The sequence below is a fragment of the Gluconacetobacter johannae genome (genome assembly GCF_014174305.1).
Lineage (GTDB): Bacteria > Pseudomonadota > Alphaproteobacteria > Acetobacterales > Acetobacteraceae > Gluconacetobacter > Gluconacetobacter johannae.
The window spans coordinates 1-22001 of record NZ_JABEQH010000031.1 but is presented as its reverse complement, the minus strand read 5'-3'; the positions used below and the strand labels follow the sequence as shown (position 1 = coordinate 22001).

Genomic DNA, 22001 nt, shown 5'->3' with positions numbered 1-22001 from the left:
GGGGAGAAGACAGGCATGGCCGAGGACATGACGGCGATCCGCGATCGCGTCGGCACGGATTTCGCGGCCTTCACCGACGCCGGCGATGCCGTGCGCCGCATCGCGGAGATCTATGATTCCGGGGTGCGCGACCTGCGCGCGGCCTTCGCCGACCGGCGGCATACCGGCGCGGGGGCCGTGCCGACCTATCCCTACCTGGCCTTCCCGGTGGACCGTTCCCCCCCGCCCGAGGAAGCACGCCCGCCGTTCGACGTGGTGCTGGAACCCGGCTTCTACGGCACGACGCTGACCCGGCCCGAACTGTTCCACGATTACTGGCACGAACAGATCGACATCCTGCTGCGCCATTACCGCCAGCCCGTCCTGGTCGGCCGCTCGCGGCGGCCGATCCCGCTGTCGTATGTGATGGAGGAAGCCGTCACCGCGATCACCGAGGACGACCTGCGGACATTGCAGCAGCATTTCGCGCTGCCCGACCTGCGCGCCACCGATGATTCGATCGCCAACTGCGCCTTCGTGCCCCAGCCGGACGCGCCCCGGCCCCTGGCCCTGTTCACGGCGGAGCGGACCGATTATTCGCTGGCGCGGCTGCATCACTACACCGGCACGTCCCCTCGCCATGTCCAGCGCTTCATCCTGCTGACCAACTACCAGCGCTATGTCGACGCCTTCCGCGACTATGGCCGCGCGCAGGTCGACCTGGGCGGCGAGTACGACCGGTTCGTCGAACCCGGCGACCAGGTGCACCGCCGGCACGACCCGCCGGCGCCCCCCCATGCCGGCAGCCTGCCGCAGATGCCGGCCTACCATCTGTGCCGGCCGGACGGGGATGGCATCACGCTGGTCAATATCGGCGTGGGCCCGGCCAACGCCAAGACGATCACCGATCATCTGGCGGTGCTGCGCCCGCATTGCTGGCTGATGGTCGGGCATTGCGCCGGGCTGCGCCGGACGCAGCGGCTGGGCGACTACGTGCTGGCCCATGGCTATGTCCGCGACGACCATGTGCTGGACGACGACCTGCCCCCCTGGGTGCCGGTGCCGCCCATCGCCGAGGTGCAGGTGGCGTTGCAGGAGGTGACGGCCCGCGTGACCGGCCTGCGCGATTCGGAGCTGAAGACCCGCCTGCGTACGGGCACCGTCATGACGACGGACAACCGGAACTGGGAATTGCGGCTGAACGAGCTGTTCACCCAGATCAACATGTCGCGATCCATCGCGGTGGACATGGAATCCGCGACGATCGCCGCCAACGGGTTCCGCTTCCGGGTCCCGTACGGCACGCTGCTGTGCGTGTCCGACAAACCCTTGCATGGCGAGCTGAAACTGCGCGGCATGGCGAACGCCTTCTACCGCGAACGCATCGCGCAGCATCTGACCGTCGGGATCGAGACCATGCGCCTGCTGCGCGCGCAGGGGGTGGACCGGCTGCATTCGCGCAAGCTACGCGGATTCGACGAACCGGCTTTCCGCTGATCCATCGCCCCGGCCCGCCCGGGCCTTTCCGCCCTGCAAGGAATTTTTCGCGTGACAGCCACCCAAACGGCCCTGGCCACCACCCCGGAAACGCCCGCCGCGACCCGCCCGACGATCCCGCCCACGATCCGCGTGGTGGCGATGCCGGCCGACGCCAACGCGGCGGGGGACATCTTCGGCGGCTGGCTGATGTCGCAGATGGATCTGGCGGCCGGCACGGCGGCGGCGTTGCGCGCGCGGGGGCGCTGCGTAACGGTGGCCATCGACAAGGTCGTCCTGCACCAGCCGGTGCTGATCGGCGACGAGGTCAGCCTCTATACCACCATCATCCGCACCGGCCGGACGTCGATGTCCATCCGCGTGGACACCTGGCGCCGCGCCCGGCATTCGCACGAAACCACCAAGGTGACCGAAGGCGTCTTCACCTTCGTCGCGATCGACGACGACCGCCGTCCTCGCCCCCTGCCGCCGGAATGCGACCCCACCTGACGGGGCGGCGTTGCCTCAGGGCGCTGCCCTGAAATCGGGGCGGTTGACCAGGCGCGTACGCTCGTTTTCGGTCATCATGTCTTCGAGCGTGTAACGGTCCAGCACGCCCATGAACGACCCCAAGGCCTCCGCCAGGACGCCGCGCAGCCGGCAGGCGTCGGCCAGCACGCAGGTCCGGCCCGCGGACGTTTCCTCGGCCTGCATGCAGGCCACCAGCCCCATGTCCTCTTCCGTGTAGCGGACCACGTCCCCGATACGGATTTCGGCCGCCGGACGCGCCAGCCGCAGCCCTCCGTTCCGCCCACGAAGTGTTTCGATGAAACCGCCAAGGCCCAGGCGGTGAATGATCTTGACCAGATGATTTTCCGAGATCCCGTAGGCCCGCGCGATCTCGCGGATCGAAACCAGGCGATCGGTGTGAAAGCCCAGATAGATCAGTGTCCTCAGGGCATAGTCGGTATGCAAGGTCAGCCGCATGCCTAAAAGGTATATAAAATTGACATCTTTTTCCAGCGCGATAAAAGATGTGCATAATTTACATCTTAGAGGTTAACGATGGCTGCCCCTCTGGACGACAAGACCCGCTCCATCCTCAAGGCCTGCGTGCCCGCGCTGGAAGCGCACGGGCTGGCAATCACGACGGAGATGTATCGACGTCTTCTGGCCAACCCGGAGATCCGGGACCTGTTCAACATGTCGCACCAGAACGACGGCGCGCAGCCAAAGGCCCTGGCGCTGGCCGTGCTGGCTTACGCCCGCAACATCGACAACCTTGGCGCGTTGGGCGGCATGGTCGAACGGATTGCCGAAAAGCATGTCGGCCTGAACATTCTGCCGGAACATTATCCATATGTGGCGGATGCCCTCCTGGGGGCCATCGCCCATGTTCTTGGAGAGGCCGCCACGCCCGAGATCGTGGACGCATGGGGAAAGGCGTACTGGTTTCTGGCCGATATCCTGATCGGGCGGGAAGAGCAGATTTATGCGGCCCATGCCACGGCCCCCGGCGGCTGGACGGGGTGGCGCGCGTTTACCGTGCGGACGCGCACGCAGGAAAGCGAAACCGTCACCTCCTTTGAATTGGTCCCGGCCGATGGCAAGCCGATCATGCGCCACCAGCCGGGCCAGTATCTGAGCTTCCGGCTGGATATACCCGGCCACGGCACCCAGCGCCGCAATTACAGCATCTCCTCGGCGCCGGGGTCAGACGCCTACCGCATCAGTGTCCGGCGCGTTCCCGGCGGGATCGTCTCGGAATGGCTGCATGACAGCATGCAGGACGGCGCCAGCCTGCTGGTGTCCGCGCCGGCCGGCGATTTTACGCTGACCGAACCGACGCCGGCCTCTGTCGTGCTGCTGAGCGCGGGGGTTGGACTGACGCCCATGATATCCATGCTGGGCGCCCTGACCACGGGAGGGCACGCGGCCTCCATCCGCTATATCCATGGCACCCGCTCGGCGCGGACCGAAGCCTTTGGCGCATACATTCGTACCCTGTCGGCGCCGGGGCGGGTGCGCGGCGATGTCTTCTACAGCCGGCAGGCCCCATCCGAGGGCGAGCGCGCGGCGGCCATGGCCTGCCATGCCGGGCGGATTACGCCTGAATGGCTGAAAGGCCAGCTCGACAGGGATGCCACCTATTACATCTGCGGCCCGGCCGACTTCATGCGCGACATGGTGGCCGTGCTGCAGGAAGCCGGTCTGGCAAAAGAGCAGGTCCGTTATGAATTCTTTGGTTCCGCGGACAAGGAGATCCTGGTGACGTGACGCGAACCTTCACCCTGCGCGTCAGGCGGATCTATGATCCGCCCGACCCCGACGACGGCGCGCGCGTGCTGGTCGACCGCCTGTGGCCGCGCGGCGTCGGCAAGGACCGCGCGCATCTGACGCTCTGGCTGAAAGAGATCGCGCCATCGGGTGAATTACGCAAATGGTTCGGTCACGACCCGGCAAGATGGAACGACTTCCAGCAACGTTACCGTGCCGAACTGGATGCCAACCCTTCGGCGGTGGACCGGATCGTGACGCTGGCCGGACAGGGCCCGGTCACGCTTCTCTATGCGGCGAAGGACACGCAGCATAACGAGGCCGTTGTGCTCGCCGCCTACCTGCGTGGCCTGTAGAGCGTGGCGGGTTTCAGGAAACCGAACGCCCCGGCACCGCGAAGACGCAAAGACGGCCGAAATGCGCCGCCATGGCTACGCCGGCCTGCTGGATGCAGCCATCGACGACATAGGCGATGTCATGGTGCGCGGCGTAGTCCAGGCGCTCGGGCAGGGTCTTCAACGCCCTGACCGCGATGAGCCGGCTCCGCCACGTCCAGTAATAGGCAGGCGCCCACATGACCGCGGCGCCCGCGGGACGGGACACCCAGGACGGCCGATGCGAAAAATACGCAAAGACAGCCGATCCTTCGAACAGTTGCGCCTGCTGTGCGTCGGCTTCGGGCAACAGTCCGGGCAGGCCGCGCGACGCGCCGGTCGGGATCAGGAAGGTGGCCTGCAATGGCGTATGCGCCTGCGCCCAGAGGCCCAGGGCCTGCCAGTCATTGCGCCGGTCCGTCACGGTGCGGGCCCACGCCACGTTATGATACAGGCGCACGCCGCTGGATGCGGCAACACCCAGCAGCAGCACCGGCGCCACATACGGGCGCCAGGACATGGGTACAGCCGGCCGCCATAGCCTTGCCAGCAGCATGACCGGGATGACCGGCAACATCATCTGGGATGTGCACGACAGCAGGACGAGCAACGGCGCCCACACGCGCCGGTCCGACTCGGTGCCGGACTGCAGCCAGCGTGTCGCCAGGGCGGCGACCGCGAGGGCCGCCAGCAGATGCACCATGGTGCTGGCACGCAGCAGATGCTGGTTCAGCAGCATGCGGGAATGGGTGGCGAACGGCAGGAACACGCCGATGATCCAGATCGCGGCGGCCGCCAGCAAAGTGGTCGGCAGCCAGGACCCCGGCACCCGCAGCATGACGGCAGCAATCATGCCGCAACCGAAAATGATCGCCAGCAACCAGACTTCCCGCGCTGGTATGGCCCAGATCAGGAAATGGTAGGGGAAGAACTCCTCCAGAAAGGTCACATAATCGAACGCGGGCGTGGCCTTGGCGAAGGGATCGATCAGGATGGTATGGACCACGGGCAGCGCCAGCACCGCAAAGGCCGCAAGCCCGACCCCGGCCTGGGTCAGCAACGCACGCAGACGCCATTGTCCCTGCCAGCACTGGACCCCGAGGATGACGGCGAACGGAAGCGCGATCCAGACCGCAATGAACGCGTTGATGAAGAACGTCACGCCGTTCATTGCGAACGCCGCGGCGATTCGCCCGCGCACCGCCCAGGCCAGCGCCAGCAGCATCGTCCCGTTCGCCAGTTCGGATTGCGTGAAATAATCGATCAGCAGGCCGCCGTCGCCGGCCAGGGAATAGCCGCGCAGGATCGACGACAAGGCGATCAGCACCGTGAAGACAAGCTGCCCCGCCCCGCTTTCGATCCCCAGCAGACCCGCCCAGGCCAACACGCCGGCGAACAGCACCATGCGTGAGAGGATCTGCAGCACGAACAGGACCGCATAGACATCCTGGCCATGCACCCGGCCGGCCAGAATCTGCCAGAACCCCGAGGCGTAGAAACGCAGGGTCTGGATGAACATGTCATTGGAAAACTGCGGCTCGTCATACAGGCGGGCCAGGATCGGCAGATGATAGATGTTGTTTTCCTGCCCGCCGGCATATCCGGAAAGCACCAGGGACAGCACCGCACTGAATGAAACGATCGCCAGGCTGGCGCCCCAGTGTGCCGCACGCTGCTCGCGCCCGCCCACGGTGTCGGAAATCATCAGGGAAGCGGTCATGTCGGATCGCCACCAGGACGATCATTATCTGCGCCTTCAGGCCACAATGGTGCGGGGAACTCCATTCTCACCTCGATCTGTCCAATGCGACAGGGCGCATCACGGCTCAAAGAAACCGGGAGGCCAACATTTTTCGAGGAAAAGAGTTGCACCCATCCGTCCAGAATCCGGCCGCCGGACCCCGGCTCGGCGCGGCCATGCAGGCCCCACGGCGCTTCCCGTCCGGCCCCGCCGCCACGGGAAGCGCCGCAGGTGACGGGAGTTACGACGCGTCGTCCTCGTCGTCCTCATCCTCCTCGTCGTCCTCGAAGACCGGCTCGACCGTTATCGTGGCGGTGTCCCCGGCCCGCAGATCCCGGGCGGCCTGCTCCGCCTCCTCCTCGGTCTCATACAGCCTGCCTTCGTCCGGATCGTCGCTCCATTCATTCTCCGGATCCCAGAACTCGACCTCATCGTCGGCGCATTCCCGTACCACGAGATAGCCGACGATCACCTCGCCTTCGTCACACATAGCGTCCCCCTTGCTTCTGGACGGAGGACGTATGGCGCATGGCCCTAAAAAAGAAAGAGGCCGCGACAAAAATAGTGGCAGGGGGCCGGGCATGACGGCGGCGCGAGGTCGTTTCGGAGTGTGTCAGTGTAATATCTTGCGCGCGGCTGGAAACCGGCGGGGCCTATCGGCATTGACACCCATTATGTGGCCGATCGCGGCCTGGTTCGCCGCGGGAGGGCGAATTCTGCTGACCGGACCATGACGCGCCATGCCCCCGCATGTGATGCGACGCAGAAGGAATGCCAGCGTGGAGGATGCCAGAACGTCCGGAGCCACCGTCGATTACGATGTGCCATCGTCGCCGACAGGCCCGCCGTTCTGCATTTTGTAGCGGCAGCACTGTGCACGGACCCGCGGCAATGCGTGACCTTCACGCGAAGTGCCACGGAGGAGCATGGCCGTTTCACGGAAACACCAGGCCCCAGGCCATGTGGCTTCAGGACGCCAGGTCGGGATAATCGTGGACGGCACAAAAAGATGTCGTTACATTTCAAGATGCAGGATATGGTTTTCCGAAACGCCTCCCGACGTTACCGGAAAGTCTGCACGAAAACCTTAAACGCTTCACATTTCCGCAAGAAATATTTACAAATATAGAAAATTATCGCCCATAATTTAGAGCACATATCATAAACGACATATATACACCCTTTCCAAAAGGAAGTGTACCATGGCAATTATTATTGCACTTTCATTTTTGGCAATTTTATCTATATTTATTAACATATGGTATCAACTGTATCATATAACGCCCCCTCAGTTTCTGCTCGATTTCGTCACCTGTTACTACAATGCGGCCAACGCCGTGTTGCATCGGGGAAAAGACGCAATCATTCCGTTCATGATGAACGGGAAGTTCGTCAATCTTCCAATAGATATCTATCTGTTCTCTCCTTTTCCATATCTTGGCCCGACAGGGGCCGCGATTGCATTTTGCACGCTTGGCGTAATGGCGATCGTCGCGTCGTTTCTGATCCTGTCGAAGGGCTGCGATGCAAGGACCAGGACCATTCTGGCCCTGGTTTTCATATGCAACGGACCGCTATGGTATAGCCTGCTCGGCATGGGCAATACGACGCATTTCGTACTGCTGCTGCTTGTTGTCAGCCTTGGCCTGCTGCAACAGCGCAAAATGTATTCCACCGGCCTTCTGGTCGGATTTTGCGCCACCCTGAAGCCGATGCTTGCGATCTTCTTCATTTACTTCCTCTGGAGGCGCAACTGGCGCGCCGCCGCCGCCTGTATCGTGGCCCCCGCGGTCACGGCGATATCGTCCCTGGCCGTGTTCGGCTGGTATGTCACACAAGGATGGTACGAATGGTGCATCGTTCAATACTCCCGGCAGACCATCGGCGCGTTCAATAACCAGTCCATCAATGCATTCCTGCTGCGGCTTTCGACGGGGCCGAAATATGTCTATGACTGGTACCCTCATAGCCAGCTTTTCTCCATGGCCGTCCTGTCGAAGATAATATCGTTTTCGCTGCTGGCGATCGTCGTGTTCTCGAGCTTCACGTGGCGGGCCAGGAACGCCCGGTACGCGGAAGGCAGACACGAGACGTCGGATGCGTTCGATTTTTCCCTGCTGCTCGCGTTCTGTGTTCTCATCAGCCCGATCTCATGGACGCATTACTACCTTCTGCTGCTGCTGCCATGGAGCCTCTACATCACCGGGCGGATGCCGCTTCCAGGAGGCCCGCTCACGAACAGGCTTGTGGTGTGCGGCATGGTCTTCTGTTCCCTGCCTGTCGCTTTCCCCTCCTTCCTGGACGGGCGCCTCGGGTTCGTCTTCGCACGCACGCTCGCCTCGGTGTGGTTTATCGGCGCGGCCCTGTTCCTGTTCGCGCTGTTTCGCAGCAGCCTGCTTGTAGCGTCCAAATGGCACATGCCCGACGGCATCGGCACCAGAGAGGACGAAGAGGCATTGGGTGTCACGGCCCGGTGAGCCATGTCGCGGCACAGAATGATGTGCCGCGATCGTGACATCGGGAGGTACTGCACGGGGCGGGTGCCGGCACCATCTCTGCCCATGTCACAGGGAGGGGTGCCATGTCATCCAAAGGCCATACCCACAAGCATGCGCCGGGCCGGCACAAGGCCCCGCATTATGGCGCCGCGCATTATGCCAAGGTGTCGGGTCGATCCAGCGGGGAACGGATGCTGGATCTGCACGAGCCGCCGGCGACGGGCCAGACCGCGAAGCCCGGAACCACGAAAGCCAAATAGGCCATCGGTTTTGGAACGGGAACCGGCCCTGGTGGAGGGCCGGTCGCCCCTTCCGGTCTGCCCGTCAGATCGGCGCGGGGTCCCGCTTGTGAAATGCGCCTGCGAATGTCGGGGCAGGCAGGCCGCTAGCCTCGTCTGGGCGACGTTGTCTTGACCCTCAGCGCGCGTAACGTGCCTGACAGGCCCTGGATGATCTGCACCAGAAGGTGCAGGCGTCGGTGCGCTTCTTCGGGTGGATGCCTTTCCAGGCGGGCGCAGAGGCCCTCGACACGTCTTTCCAATGCTGAAAGACGTGTGTCCAGGTCGGACGGTCCGCTTCGGTCATATTGCACCGGTCCCTCCATGATTTTCCATGATCCCTTCGGTGATGGCCGGGATCGAAAAAGCAGCGACGGGCATCCGGCTGGTTTTGGTACCGCTTCTATTCCACTTACAGTGGAAGCAGCCGAAATTGCAATCTTATTGCGCGATGTGCGGGGCGCGTACCTACCGTCGCGAGCATGAATCCGCCCTGAAGGCGAGAGGCGGTGTCAGAACGGCCGCCCTCAGCTATTGCTGCCGAAGGCCGGCCGGGTGGATTCGAACAGGAACCAGGTGCGGCGTTCGGTTTCGTCGATCCAGTTTTCTAGCAGGCTGGCGGTGGCGATGTCGCCGCCCTCGTCGCACACGCCATGCACCTGGCGCATCCGCGCCGTCAGCGCCAGATTGTCCTCGCGCAGTTCGGACAGCATATCCTCCGGCGTCACATACAGCGCGTCATTGTCGGCCACTTTCGTCAGGCGGGCGATTTCACCCACCGAATGCAGGGTCGTGCCGCCGATCTTGCGCGCCCGTTCGGCCAGCGGATCGGTCATCGCGAAGATCTGCTCGCCCTGCTCGTCCAGCAGCAGATGGTAGTCGCGGAAATGCCGGCCGCTCATGTGCCAGTGGAAATTCTTCGTTTTGATATACAGCGCGAAGACATCCGCCAGAACCGCGCGAAGCCCGGCCGAAATCTCGTGCACCGCCGCCTGCTTCAGGTCCGTCGGCGTCCCCAGATGCGACCGAACCGCCGCCTCGCCCGCCGCAGCGGTCCTTGCCTTGTTGGTCATGCTGCCCTCCCTGCCTGATGCCTGAAAGCGGAAAGCGGGCGACGCCCCCTTCCCGTCCCGCAGGCTGCGCCATCACAACGAGTATGCGAAGAGCGCGTTCCCGTATGGCACGATCCCCAGCGGCGCAACGCCCGCCGGGACCGGCCGTGCGATCGGGTGCGGGAAAGACTCAGGCGCGCGAGGCCCACCCCAGGTCGCGGCGACAGAGGAAGACAAGGGCCAGGACGCCGAGCGCTGCGAAGAAAACGTAGGATTGCAGGAACGAAAGCGGCGTCCCCGCCAGCAAATTCACCGGCGACAACGCATTGGCGGCCATCACGAAGGTGCCGCACAGCAGGCTCCATCGCTCCGCCCCGGAACGGGGATTGGCCAGCAGGGACAGGAACAGCAGCCCGAACAGCGGCAGCATGACCCCGTAATGATGGTCCCACGCCACCGGGGACGCCGCCGTGAAGCACAGGCCCGCCACCATCAGCGACGCCGTCGCGGACAGGCGGGTCATCGCGGTCCGCGCGCCCCACAGACCGCCTACGACCAACGCCACCGTCGAGAGCAGCGTCAGGCGGTGGACGGTGGCGTTGTAGGGGGCGAAATGCTGGCCGTCCCAGACGAGGTTTGGCCCGTTGCCGAGCATATGGTTGACCAGCCCGTTGACCGAGTGGTTTTCATACAGGCCTTCGCCATGCTGCCCGATATATTCCAGAACATGCAGATAGGCGAACGGCCATGCCCATCCGTACAGCCATGCCGACACCGCGTAGCCCACGGCCACGCAGGCCGCCATCGCGACGACGAACGGCCGGTCGCGGCGCAGGGCGCCCCAGAGCAGGAACAGCACCATCTGCGGCTTCACCAGGGCTGACAGGCCGATCAGCAGGCCCGCCGACGCCGACCGGCCGCTGGCCAGGAAATAGCAGGCGAAGACGAACAGGGCGTCGAGAAAGGTCTGGATCTGGCCGATATAGACGGCCCGGATCAGGGGAAAGAAGCAGAAGGTGGCGATCGTGGCGGCCGCAGCCAGCCAGAGCCGGGACAACATGTCGCCGGAGGCCAGCGGCAGCCTGAGCAGCCTGGCCAGCCGCAGGTCCAGCAGGACCATCCCGACGGCGACCGCGATCCAGGCGGCGAGGCTGAAGAGGTTGAGGACATGGAACGCCGCGGCGCCGTCGAGCGGCAGCCAGTGGATGGGGATCAGCGATGACAGGGGATACTGGAATTTGGTCCCCAGCCCGAAAAAGAAGTACTCATAGGCGTCGCCGCCGGGATGGCGCGCCAGCCAGTCGCGCACGGCCAGCATCGGCCCCCAGGAATCGGACAGCGCCAGATGGCCGATCCCATGCAGGTTGCCCAGATTGTTGGGCATGGGCACATCGGCACGGGCCAGGTACCGCTGGAGCGCGGCGATCGCGGCGCCGATCACCACCATCAGCAGCGGAATGGCGAGGCAGGCCCGCCGCAGCAACCGTTCGGGCCGGTTCTCGCCGGCGACGGCGCCATAGCGCGCCAATGCGGGATCGCGCACGGAGTCGAGGGCGGGATCGACGGAAGCGGGCATGCCTGGACCTCGGAGACAGACGGGATATTTCCGACAGAGCTGAACCCGCCTGAGCGGCCCACGGTTCCATCACGAGGTGAAAATGACCCGATGACCGCCGGGCGGCCTTTTGCCTGCGCCTCCTCCGGACGCCTCCGCGCGTTCGTGCTAAGCTCCCGGCCATGGAAACAAAACAGCCTGTGCCGCGCGCGATCCTCGTCGGCATCCAACGCGATGGCGTCGACGACGTCGCACACGAAGCGAGCCTCAAGGAGCTTGGCCGACTGGTCGAGACCCTGGGCTACGAGGTCGCCGGATCGGTGTCGCAAAAGCGCGGCGGCATTGGCGGGCTGACGGTGCTGGGCAGTGGAAAGCTGGCCGAGCTGGCGGCGCTCACCGGCGGGACCGGGGTCGTGGGGGGATGGACGGCGCCCCAGAAATCGAAGGCGCGCCAGCGGTTCGAGGCCGCCGAGGCGACCCTTCCGGAGGCGCCCGAAGCGGAACCGGACGGCGTACGCCGCCCGGAATTCGTCATCGTCGATCATGAGATCTCGCCCAGTCAGGCGCGCAATCTCGAGAACGCCACCGGCGCGCAGGTTCTCGACCGGACGGGCGTGATCGTGGAGATCTTCCATCGCCATGCCCGCAGCCGCGAGGCCAGGCTGCAGGTGGAGATGGCCCGCCTGAAATACGTGGCGCCCCGGCTGCGCGAGTCCGCATCGGGCAGCGAACGCAAGCGCGGCGTGGGCGCGGGTGAAAGCGACCTCGACCTGGATCGCCGCAACATTCGCGACCGCCTGGCCGAGTTGAAGGAGCAACTGGCCCACGTCCAACGCGACAGCGCGCAGCGCCGGACCGCGCGCCGCGACCAGCTTCGTGTCGCGCTGGTGGGCTATACGAATGCCGGAAAATCATCGTTGATGCGCGCACTCACCGGCAGCGAAGTGCTGGTCGCGGACCAGCTTTTCGCCACGCTCGACACGACGGTGCGCGCGCTGAAACCGGACGCGAAGCCGCGCGTGCTGATCTCGGACACCGTGGGGTTCATCAAGCAGTTGCCGCATGACCTCGTCGCCTCGTTCAAATCCACGCTGGACGAGGCGCTGGAGGCGTCGCTGCTGCTGTTCGTGGTCGATGCGTCCGATCCGACCTACGAAGCACAGCTCGAGGTCAGTCGTACCGTGCTGCACGAAATCGGCGCCGATGTCGTCCCTTCGCGCCTGATCCTCAACAAGATCGACCGGGTGGATGCCGAGGCGCGCGCCGCCCTGCGGGCCAGGCACCCGGACGCCATCATGCTGTCCTCGAAATCGCCGGCCGATGTGGCCGCACTGCGCGAGACCATCATCGCCTTCTTCGAGGCGTCCATGGTGGAGGGCGAGCTTGTGCTGCCGTACGCCCGGCAAGGGCTGCTGGGCGACATTTATGAAAGCACCCGGGTCCTCTCCGAGGATTTCGACGCCACGGGCCGGATCCTGAAGGTGCGCGGCCTGCCGGGCGCACTTGCGCGCCTGCAACGTGCCGTGGCCGGCGGATAAGGCAGGTCGGGCGCTGCCCGAACCCGGCAAGGGCCTCGGCCCTTGCATCCCGTTCGTTTTATGAAGTCTAGGGTTTCAAAAGGGCAAAGCCCTTGCCTTCTTGCGCGGCCTGCCACCCGCCGCCGGCGGCCTTGTACAACGCCACGACGTCCCGCAGTAGCTGAAGGCGTCCACGCAGCGCGTCCTGTCGTGCGGCGGCCAGCGTCGCCTGGTCGTCCAGGACCGCACGCCGGTCGCCCAGCCCGTCGCGCCAGCGTATGCGCGCCAGGGCAAGCCGGTCGTTCGCCGTCGCGACGGCCGCGTCATCGCTTTGCCGGCGCAGCCGGTCGGCGTGCAGGGCGGACAGGCCGTCGTCCATGTCGCGCAGGGCGTTCAGCACGGTCTGGCGGTAGGCCAGCGCGGCCTCGGCCGCCTGCGCGCGGGCCAGCCGGAGATTGGCCCGCAGCCGCCCGCCCTGGAACAGCGGCAGCGAGATCGCGGGGCCGAGCTGGTAGAAGCTGTTGCCCCACTCCGCCAGATCGGTCAGCGCCAGGCTGCGCTGGCCGAACTGCCCGGTCAGGGTCAGGTCGGGATAGAACTGCGCCACCGCCACGCCGATGCCGGCGGTGGCGGCGTGCAGGCTGGCCTCGGCGGCGCGGATGTCCGGCCGCCGCCGGGCCAGCGCGGCGGGCAGGCCGATCGCGAGGGGGGCGGGGTCGTCCGGCAGCGGCCGGACGGGGGTCAGTTCGGCATCCAGCGCGCCGGGCGGCTGCCCGGTCAGGACGGCCAGGTCGTTCATCGCCTGCTCGGCCTGCTGCACCAGCGGGGGCAACCCCGCCTGGGCGCGGGTAAGCCCGTCCCGGGCCTGGTCGACATCCGTCCGGTCGGCCAGCCCCAGCCGGTGCCGAAGCTGCACCAGGGCAAGGATGTCGGCCCGCGCCGCCGCCTCGCCCTGGGCGACCGTCCGCAGGGCCTGGGCGGCGCGCAGCTCCAGATAGGTCCGCGCCACATCCCCTTGCAGCGTGACCAGCGCGTCACGGCGATTTTCGGTCCGCGCCTGCGCCCGCGCCCCCGCCTGCTCGACGCCGCGCCGCACCTGGCCGAACAGGTCGAGTTCCCACGAGGCGTCGAAGCCGGCCTGGTAGAGGTCCGTGCCCTGCGTCAGCCCGCCGATACCGGACTCCGGGAAGGGCTGGCCATTGGTCCCCGCCCCGCCACCGAACACCGAGAACAAGCCGGCCTCGCCCAGTTTCGCACGGTTATAACCCGCCGACGCGCCAAGGCTGGGCAGGCCTGCGGCGCGCTGGGCCTGTTCCTGCGCCCGGGCCTGGACAATGCGCGCCAGCGCCTGCCCCACGTCCAGATTGCCCGCCATGGCGCGGGCCATCAGGCCGGTCAGCACCGGGTCGCCGAACAGGCGCCACCAGGCGGGGTCGGGGTCCGACAGCACGGCCTCGGCGGGGCCGGCCGACCGATCGTGCCAGGCGGCGGGCAGGCCGGCGGGCGGCGGCCGGAAATCGGGGCCCATCGTGCAGCCGGGGCCGGCCAGCGCCAGCACGATCAGCCCCGCGACCCGTGCGGATCGCAGTCGTGCGGGGCCATGGCGCGTCAATCCAGGGTTTCCCGATAGAACCGCACCGCAATCACGACCGTGCAGCCGGTAAACAGCGCGATCGGCCACAATTCGGGCAGGATCTGGGCCATGCCGTTGCCCTTCAGCAGCACCCCGCGCACGATCCGCATGGCGTGGGTCGTGGGCATGATTTCGCCGACGATCCGGGCCCAGCGCGGCATGCCCTGGAACGGAAAGGCGAAGCCCGAGAGCAGCATGAACGGCAGCATGGTGAACTGCGCCAGCTGCTGGGCCTGCATCTGGTTGGCGGCCAGGGTGGAATAGGTGATGCCCAGCGCCAGGTTGCTGGCGATGAACAGCCCCAGCACCGCGAACAGCAGCACGATCGACCCATGGATCGGCAGGTGCAGCAGCCCGACCGCGACCAGCAGGATGATGAGCACCTGCAGGTAGCCGATCCCGACATAGGGGGCGATCTTGGCCAGCATGACCTCGATCGGGCGAACCGGCATCGCCAGCAGGTTTTCCATCGTCCCGCGTTCACGCTCGCGGGTGATGGCCAGGGTGGTGAGCATCAGCGTCGACATCATCAGCACGACGCAGATCAGGCCCGGAACGACGTTGAGCACCGTCAGTTGCTCGGGGTTGTAGCGGGTATGCACCACGAAGCGGAAGGGGGCCGCCGCCGCAGTCGCCGCCGCCCGGCGGACCGGCGGCAGGTCGCGCGTCAGCACCTCCGTCAGGCCGCCCAGCGCGGCGGTCGCATAGCCGATGGCCGTCGGGTCGGTGCCGTCGGTGTCGATCAGGATCGCCGGCGCTTCGCCCCGATCCACGCGGCGGTCGAACCCCGGCGGGACGTTGACGACGAACAGCAGGTTGCCTTGGGCGAGGCCCTCCTCGGCTTCGCGTTCCGAGGACAGGGTGCGGACGCGGTAATAGCCGGAATTGCGCAGCGCCGCGACGATGGTGCGTTCGTAGGTCGAGGGCTGCGCCATCAGCACGCCCGTCGGCAGGTCGTGCGGGTTGGAGTTGATGGCGTAGCCGAAGATCAGCAGTTGCATGACCGGCAGGGCCACGATCAGGCGCAGGGTCATCGGGTCGCGCTTCACCTGCAACCATTCCTTGTGCAGCAGGGCGCGCAGGCGGCGGAGGGAGAATGCCGTCACCGCGGCGGCTCCTCCTCGCCCAGCAGATGGATGAACACATCCTCCAGGCGCGGATCGACCTCGCGCCAGGTCAGGCCGGCCCCGTATCCGGCCATCGCGTCGTCCAGCAGGGCGCGGTCCATGCCGGCGATGCGTAGCACGCGGCCCAGCACCGTCGCGGCCTCGACCCCCGGTGCGGCGCGGATCCGCCGCGCCGCCTCCTCGACCGGGGCGCCGGCGCCCTCGAACGTGACCAGGCCGACGCGCCCGACCACCTCGGCCGCGCTGCCCTGGATGACGATGCGGCCGCCGGCCAGATAGACGATGCGGGCGCAGCGCTCGGCCTCGTCCATGTAATGGGTGGACACCAGCACCGTCAGCCCCTCGCCGGCCAGGTCGTGGATCAGGTCCCAGAACGCGCGGCGCGCCTTCACGTCCACCCCGGCCGTGGGTTCGTCCAGCAGCAGCAGTTGCGGCCGATGCAGCACGCAGGCGGTCAGGGCCAGCCGCTGCTTCCACCCGCCCGACAACTGGCCGGCCAGTTGGCCGGCGCGGTCGCGCAGCCCCATGCGGTCCATGATGTCGGCGACGGCGGCGCGCGCATCGGGAAGTTCGTAGAGCCCGGCGACAAGATCCAGGTTCTCGGACACCGTCAGGTCCTCGTACAGGCTGAACCGCTGCGTCATGTACCCGACCTGCCGGCGGATCCGCGGCGCGTCGCGCACGATATCCAGCCCAAGGCAGGTGCCGCTGCCTCCGTCGGGCGCCAGCAGCCCGCACAGCATGCGGATGGTCGTCGTCTTGCCGCTGCCGTTCGCGCCCAGGAAGCCGCAGACCTCGCCCTTCGGAACCCGCAGGGTCAGGCCGTCGACCACCCGGCGCGTGCCGAAATCCTTCCGCAGGTCGCGCACGTCGATGACGTAGTCGGGCGGGTTCATGGCGCGCCTGCCGCGAGGGGACGCACGGTGACGGGTTCGCCCGGATTGAGCCGCGCGGCCTGGTCGGGGCGCGGACGCGCCTGGACCAGATAGACCAGCTTGGCCCGGCTTTCGTCGCTGTAGATCAGCGGCGGCGTGTATTCGGCCTGGGGCGAGATGAAATCGACCTGGCCCTCCAGCCCCGGCGCGCAGCCGTCGCAGGCCAGCGCCACCCGGTCGCCCGGATGCACCTGCGACAGCATCGCCTGCGGCACGAACAGGCGGATGAAGATATTGCCCGGCGGCAGCAGCGAGACCACCGGCACGCCGGCATCGAGCACCTCGCCGGGGCGGGCCAGGACATCGGCGATGAGGCCGGCGGCGGGCGCCGTGGCGTGGCGCTGGGCCAGTTGCCAGTCCGCGATGGCCAGGGCGGCGCGCGACGCCCCGGCCGCCGCCATCTGGGCGCGGATCTGCTCGGCCCGGCCGGTGGGCGCGCGGGTCTGCGCCAGCGCGGCGCGCAGGCCATCGACCCGAGCCTGGGCCGACCGGTACTCGGCCCGCGCCTGGTCGCGCGCCTGGAACGTCGCCGCCCCGGCGGGGGCCGCGCCTTCCAGCCGGCGCAGGTCCGCGCGGGCGCGGTCGCGGGTGGCCTCGGCGTCGGCCAGATTGGCCTCGGCCTGGCGGATTTCGGTGTCGCGGCCCGGCCCTTGCAGATTGGCAAGCTGGCGCGCGCTTTCCTCGGCCTGGCGCGCCGCCTGGTCGCGCGCCGCGCGTTCGGCGACGTCGTCCTGGTCGAACAGGGGCGCGCCGGCCGCGACACTGTCCCCGCGTGCGACCCGCACACCGGTCAGCAGTCCCTGCCGGGTCGGGCCGATTTTGACGAAATCGGCGTCCACATAGCCCTGCCACACCACCGGGGCGGGCCGGCGCGACAGCACCCACCACAGGACCGCGCCGGCCAGGGCGGCCAGCGCCAGCCCGACGACCAGCCGTCCAGGCGTCATGGCGCGTGGCCCAGCGCCGCCGCGTCATAGACATTGCGCGGATTCCACAGCATCCACCCGTCGGACCCGAAATCGGTCGCGGCGCGGATCTGGGCGGCGATTTCGGCCGGGCCGAACACCCGGCGGTCGAACGCATAGTCCCGGAAGGCCTGCAGCCAGGGACGGAACCGCAGGGGCGAGATCCCCAGCCGGCGGCGCGCCATGTCCAGCGAGCGATAGACGATGTCGTACGGGTGGCCGACCGGGTCGTGATAGCCGGGAATGCCGAACAGGAACCCCGAGGGGTAGAGCATGGGCGACAGGTAGTCGACCTGGGGCGCCAGTTCCGCCAGCCGCTGGCCGATGCCGGTATCATCGAGGTTCCAGCACACATATCCGAAGATATCGGCCGCCAGATAGACGTTATAGGGCAGCAGCCGTCCCCGCGCCTCGGCCAGGAAGCCCGAGATCGCGGCCAGGCGCGACGCCTGCGTCGCCGGGGCCAGGAAGCGCAGCCGCTCCGGCCCGTCGGGGAAACGCACGTAATCGAACTGGATTTCGTCGAACCCGGCGCGCGCGGCCTCGATCGCGATGTCGATGTTGTAGGCGCGCACCGCCGGCTGGAACGGGTCCGCCCAGGCCATCCCCTGCCGGTCGCGAAAGGGCGCGCCGTCGGCCTGGCGCACCGCCAGGTCCGGCCGGCCCGACGCCAGCGGCAGGTCGCGGAACACCACGATCCGGGCGATGGCGTAGAGCCCGCGCGCGTGCAGCATCGCGACCAGGCCGGCGAGGTCCGGGATGGTCGTCATGGTGCGCGCGCCGATCGCGCCGGCCAGGGCAATGGCGCTGGGGTATGGGACCAGCCCGCGATCGCCCTTGATGTCCACGACCACCGCGTTCAGCCCGGCGTCGCGGATCAGCGCCAGCACCGCGCCGCGCAATGTCGCGGACCCGACGCCGTAGCTGGACAGGTACAGCGCCCGTGGCCTGAACGGCGTCAGCGGCAGCGCCTCGCCCGGCGGCAGTTGCCCGACCGCGAAGACACCGGCGCGATAGCCCGGCGCGCGGACGAACAGGCGGCCGGGCCGGTCGCCCAGATCGACGCGGCCCATGCCGTCGATGGCCAGCACGCTGCCCCCCAGCACCACCGTCGCGTCCGCGATGCCCCGGCCCGTCGCCGCGTCCACCACCCGCACCGCCACCGCCCCGGCCGGGCCGGCGGCAAGGACCAGCCCGAAGGCGACCAGGATGCCGAGCACGTGGAGAAAGGCCGCGATGGCGGGACCGGACGCCCTGCGGGGCATCACGGCGCGGCAGGTCCCCGGACGGACGGCCCAAGCCTGAGCCGTGCGGCGAGGACCGCCCCCTGGTCCGCGTCGGACATCGGCAGGCGCGGAATGGCGAACGGATCGCCGCCGGGGCTGGCCGGCCCGCCGCCATAGCCGAACGCCGCGCGGTAGCCGGCGCGGAGGGCCGCCGCCCGCAGATCGGCATCGACGATGCCGAACGGCCAGGCCAGCAGCTCCACCGGCACGCCGAGCCGGCGTTCCAGCACCCGTTTCGACCGGACCAGCTGGTCGTCCACGAAGGCGCGATAGGCCGCCGCCGTCCGGTGCGCGCGCTCGACATGGAAATTCGGATGCCAGTAGGTATGGGATTGCACCGTCACCAGCCCGGACAACGTCATGTCGGCCAGTTGCCCCCAGGTCAGGGCATAGGCGGCGTGGGAAATCGCCGACGGATAGATGAACAGCGTCACCGGCACATGCCGGCGCCGCACGATGGGGTAGAGCTGCGTGTAGACCGAGGCGTGCCCGTCATCCACGGTGATGGCCACGGCACGGCCGCCCGCGACGACATCACCCAGGACCGAGCCGGTGCCCCGCAACCCCTCCACCGCCGCCCCCAGCGCCACCACGCGATAGCCATGGGCGTCGAGCCAGTCGAGCTGGCGTTCGAACGCCAGCGTGGTGACGGTCGTCGCTCCGCCATGCAGCGGGTCGAAGCGATGGTAGGCCAGCACGGCGACGCCCCGGTCCGCCTCGCCTGCCGTCGCCGCGACCGGCGACAGCAACAGCAGCACCATGAGCAGCGGATTGGGGCCTGTGCACACGGCGATCGCGCCTTCCGGAGGGTTCGATGCCGGAACGTCAGACCGGCGCGCGCGTCGCCTTGCCTCCGCTTTTCGTGATCGAAGGGCCGCGCGGACTCAACCGAACCGCGCCGGCGCATAGGGCGCCGGATCGGTGAAGGGCGCCTCGCCCGTCATCAGTTCGGCCAGCAACTGGCCGGTCGCCGGCCCCAGGGTGAAGCCCTGGTGTGCGTGGCCGAAATGAAACCACAGCCCGGCATGGCGCGGCGCGGCGCCGATCACCGGCAGCATGTCGGGCGTGCAGGGGCGGTTGCCCAGCCACGACACCGGTTCGACCGGCGCGCCCAGCTCCACCAGTTGGCGCGCGCGCGCCTCGACCCGCGCCAGTTGCACCGGGGTGGGCCGGGCGCCCAGGCGGGCGAATTCCGCCCCGGTGGTCAGGCGCAGGCCGCGCGCCATCGGGGCCAGCACGGTGCCGGCCTGAAGGTCGAGCACCGGCGCCCGCAGGCCGGATGCGCCCTGGTGATGACGGTGATAGCCGCGCTTGATGAACAACGGGTAGCGATAGCCGAAACGCCGCAGCAGCCGGTCGGACCACGGGCCCAGCGCGATGACGGCCGCGGCCGCGTCGATCCGCCCGCCTTCGGTCTCGACCGACCAGGCGGCGCCGGTGCGGCGCAGGGTGGCGGCGTCGCCCGTGGCGATGTGGCCGCCCTGGCGCTGGAACAGCCGCGCATAGCGCGCGACCAGTTCGCCCGGATCGCGGACGAACCAGGGATCGGTCCAGTGGATGGCGCCCGCGACCGGCCGGCGGATGGCCGGTTCGGCGGCGGCGAAGCCGGCCGCGTCCAGGATGGTGGAATTGACGCCGAATGCGCGCGACAGGCGGCGGGCGGCTTCGGCCTCGGCATCGAACGCTTCGGCCGAATGAGCCATCAGCGTCCAGCCGGTGCGCGCGATCAGGTCCTCGGCCCCGGCCGCCGCGATCAGCGGCGCGTGGGCGGTAAGGCTGTGACGGATCAGCGCCTCGTACCCCCGCACGATACGGCGATAGGCGGCAGGCCGGCTGTTCCACCAGTAGCGGGCCAGCGGCGACACCAGGCCGGGCAGGGCCGCGAGATGATAGCGCGCCTCGTTCCCCCGGCCGAGGGCGATGTTCAGCAGGGTGCGGACATCACGAGGGAAGGCATGGGGTTCGACGCATTCGCGCTGGATCAGCCCGGCATTGCCGTACGAGGTTTCCCGCCCCGGTGGCCCGCGATCGACCAGCGTGACGTCGAACCCGCGCGCCAGCAGATGACAGGCGGCCCCCACCCCGCACATGCCGGCCCCCAGGACGATGACGCTGCTGCGGGTCATGGCATTTTTTCCATGGCGCTCTTTTCCTTCCCCGTCACGGCGTGGCGGCGGTCACTGTCCCGCCGCCCTGCCCGCCCGTCAATGTCCGTGGGAACGCCGCGTCACAAACCCTCGTATGTGGCGCGGGCGGCATCGACGGCGGCGCCGGAGGCCAGGGGATGGCCCTCCTGGCGCAGCACGGCCTCCAGCGCGCCCAGCGTCAGCAGCACCTTGTGCTTCATGGCGTTGTAGCCCATGGCGCCGATGCGCCAGATCCGGCCGGCCAGCGGCCCGAAGGCGGTGCCGATCTCGATCTCGAAATCCGCGCGCATCCGCGCCCGCACCCGCTCGCCGTCCACGCCGTCGGGAATATGCACCCCGGTGACGTTGGTCATCCGGCAGGCGTCCTGCCCATAGACCACGAGGCCCATCGCCCGCAGGCCCGCCACCATCGCCCGGCTGGCCGCGCGATGCCGGGCGAAGCGCGCCTCCAGCCCTTCCTCCAGCACGATCCGCGCCGCCTCGCGCGCGCCATACAGCATGCTGGTGGCCTCGGTATGGTGGTTCAGGCGCCTGTCCGACCAGTATTCCATAATCATCGCCAGGTCGAAATAGTTCGACCCGATCCGCGCCCGCCCGCCGTCTTCGGCATCGTCATCGCGAATCCCGGCCTCGACATGCCGGCGCGCCATGATATGCGCCGCCGCGCGGTCCGAGATGGTGATCGGCGACGAGCCCGGCGGGCCGCCCATGCATTTCTGCAGACCCCCGGTGACCACGTCCACGCCCCAGCCATCGGTCGCCACCGCCATGCCGCCCAGGGTCGCGGTGGCATCGACATAGGACAGCACGCCGTGCCGCCGGCAGATCTCGCCCACGCCGTCCAGCGGCTGCGCCATGGTGGTCGAGGTGTCGCCATGGATGGTGGCGAAGACCTGCGGCTGGTGCGCGACGATCGCGGCCTCGATCTGCGCCGGGGTCGCCACCTCGCCCCACGGAATGTCGAGGGTGCGGATGTCCGCGCCGATGCGCTGGGCGATTTCCGACAGCAGCAGGCCGAACCGCCCGGCCCGCACGACCAGCAGCCGCGCTCCCGGCTCGACCAGCGACACCAGCGCGGCCTCGATCCCCGCCCGCGCCGTGCCGTCGATCAGGAAGGTCCAGCGGTTGTCCGTCATGAACACCCGGCGATACAGCGCCATC

General features: G+C 67.9%; 20 protein-coding genes. 7 read left to right on the top strand and 13 right to left on the bottom strand.

The window, feature by feature from the left end:
* Window positions 1-15 precede the first annotated feature (15 nt).
* Entirely contained in the window at window positions 16-1476 is a 1461-nt protein-coding gene (locus tag HLH21_RS16485; RefSeq protein WP_182944841.1) for an AMP nucleosidase, read from the top strand.
* Window positions 1477-1617: 141 nt separating this feature from the next.
* Window positions 1618-1965, top strand: a complete 348-nt coding sequence (locus HLH21_RS16480) for an acyl-CoA thioesterase (protein WP_182944848.1) — start codon at window positions 1618-1620, stop codon at window positions 1963-1965.
* Between the two features lie 15 nt (window positions 1966-1980).
* On the opposite strand, the gene HLH21_RS16475 is transcribed toward HLH21_RS16480, so the two are convergent.
* Window positions 1981-2442 carry an Rrf2 family transcriptional regulator gene (locus HLH21_RS16475; protein WP_182944840.1) on the bottom strand — a complete coding sequence of 154 codons (462 nt, stop codon included), beginning with the start codon at window positions 2440-2442 and terminating at the stop codon, window positions 1981-1983.
* Between the two features lie 78 nt (window positions 2443-2520).
* Here HLH21_RS16475 and hmpA point away from each other — a divergent pair, with 78 nt between their 5' ends.
* Window positions 2521-3732 (top strand): NO-inducible flavohemoprotein, encoded by a 1212-nt coding sequence (gene hmpA, locus HLH21_RS16470; protein WP_182944839.1) that lies wholly within the window; start codon window positions 2521-2523, stop codon window positions 3730-3732.
* Window positions 3729-4088, top strand: coding sequence for a DUF488 domain-containing protein (locus tag HLH21_RS16465; RefSeq protein WP_182944838.1), 360 nt, complete (start codon window positions 3729-3731; stop codon window positions 4086-4088). The genes hmpA and HLH21_RS16465 overlap by 4 nt, the downstream gene beginning before the upstream one ends.
* A gap of 13 nt (window positions 4089-4101) precedes the next feature.
* On the opposite strand, the gene HLH21_RS16460 is transcribed toward HLH21_RS16465, so the two are convergent.
* A complete protein-coding gene (locus HLH21_RS16460) occupies window positions 4102-5826 on the bottom strand; it encodes a hypothetical protein (RefSeq protein ID WP_182944837.1) in 1725 nt (574 codons plus the stop codon).
* Between the two features lie 262 nt (window positions 5827-6088).
* On the bottom strand, window positions 6089-6337 hold the full coding sequence (locus HLH21_RS16455) for a hypothetical protein (RefSeq protein WP_182944836.1): 249 nt from the start codon (window positions 6335-6337) through the stop codon (window positions 6089-6091).
* 712 nt (window positions 6338-7049) lie between these two features.
* On the opposite strand from HLH21_RS16455, the gene HLH21_RS16450 reads away from it, so the two are divergent.
* Complete coding sequence (locus HLH21_RS16450) at window positions 7050-8324, top strand: glycosyltransferase family 87 protein (protein ID WP_182944835.1); 1275 nt, start codon at window positions 7050-7052, stop codon at window positions 8322-8324.
* A 104-nt stretch (window positions 8325-8428) separates the two neighbouring features.
* On the top strand, window positions 8429-8605 hold the full coding sequence (locus tag HLH21_RS16445; protein ID WP_182944834.1) for a hypothetical protein: 177 nt from the start codon (window positions 8429-8431) through the stop codon (window positions 8603-8605).
* A 545-nt stretch (window positions 8606-9150) separates the two neighbouring features.
* Here the strand turns inward: HLH21_RS16445 and HLH21_RS16440 are convergent.
* Window positions 9151-9696, bottom strand: coding sequence for a Dps family protein (locus HLH21_RS16440; protein ID WP_182944833.1), 546 nt, complete (start codon window positions 9694-9696; stop codon window positions 9151-9153).
* A gap of 169 nt (window positions 9697-9865) precedes the next feature.
* A complete protein-coding gene (locus HLH21_RS16435) occupies window positions 9866-11251 on the bottom strand; it encodes a glycosyltransferase family 87 protein (RefSeq protein ID WP_182944832.1) in 1386 nt (461 codons plus the stop codon).
* A gap of 161 nt (window positions 11252-11412) precedes the next feature.
* Between HLH21_RS16435 and hflX the strand changes: the two genes are divergently transcribed.
* Window positions 11413-12768, top strand: a complete 1356-nt coding sequence (hflX, locus tag HLH21_RS16430) for a GTPase HflX (protein ID WP_182944831.1) — start codon at window positions 11413-11415, stop codon at window positions 12766-12768.
* A 67-nt stretch (window positions 12769-12835) separates the two neighbouring features.
* Here the strand turns inward: hflX and HLH21_RS16425 are convergent, their stop codons facing one another.
* The 8 genes from HLH21_RS16425 to HLH21_RS16390 form a co-directional block, all read right to left on the bottom strand.
* Window positions 12836-14359, bottom strand: a complete 1524-nt coding sequence (locus HLH21_RS16425) for an efflux transporter outer membrane subunit (RefSeq protein WP_220789867.1) — start codon at window positions 14357-14359, stop codon at window positions 12836-12838.
* A complete protein-coding gene (locus tag HLH21_RS16420) occupies window positions 14356-15486 on the bottom strand; it encodes an ABC transporter permease (protein ID WP_182944830.1) in 1131 nt (376 codons plus the stop codon). Before HLH21_RS16420 ends, HLH21_RS16425 begins: the two co-directional genes overlap by 4 nt.
* Complete coding sequence (locus HLH21_RS16415; RefSeq protein ID WP_182944829.1) at window positions 15483-16403, bottom strand: ABC transporter ATP-binding protein; 921 nt, start codon at window positions 16401-16403, stop codon at window positions 15483-15485. Before HLH21_RS16415 ends, HLH21_RS16420 begins: the two co-directional genes overlap by 4 nt.
* A complete protein-coding gene (locus HLH21_RS16410; protein ID WP_182944828.1) occupies window positions 16400-17389 on the bottom strand; it encodes an HlyD family secretion protein in 990 nt (329 codons plus the stop codon). Before HLH21_RS16410 ends, HLH21_RS16415 begins: the two co-directional genes overlap by 4 nt.
* The gene (locus tag HLH21_RS16405) at window positions 17386-18672 is read right to left on the bottom strand and encodes a putative glycoside hydrolase (protein ID WP_182944846.1); all 1287 of its coding nucleotides are present in this window, start codon (window positions 18670-18672) and stop codon (window positions 17386-17388) included. Before HLH21_RS16405 ends, HLH21_RS16410 begins: the two co-directional genes overlap by 4 nt.
* Complete coding sequence (locus tag HLH21_RS16400; protein WP_264811971.1) at window positions 18672-19481, bottom strand: polysaccharide deacetylase family protein; 810 nt, start codon at window positions 19479-19481, stop codon at window positions 18672-18674. Before HLH21_RS16400 ends, HLH21_RS16405 begins: the two co-directional genes overlap by 1 nt.
* Window positions 19482-19577: 96 nt before the next feature.
* Window positions 19578-20819: an NAD(P)/FAD-dependent oxidoreductase gene (locus tag HLH21_RS16395; RefSeq protein WP_182944827.1), complete on the bottom strand. Its 1242-nt coding sequence runs from the start codon at window positions 20817-20819 to the stop codon at window positions 19578-19580.
* A gap of 101 nt (window positions 20820-20920) precedes the next feature.
* Window positions 20921-22001, bottom strand: a 1081-nt coding sequence (locus HLH21_RS16390) for a pyridoxal-phosphate-dependent aminotransferase family protein (protein ID WP_182944826.1), incomplete at its 5' end; no start/stop codon positions are given.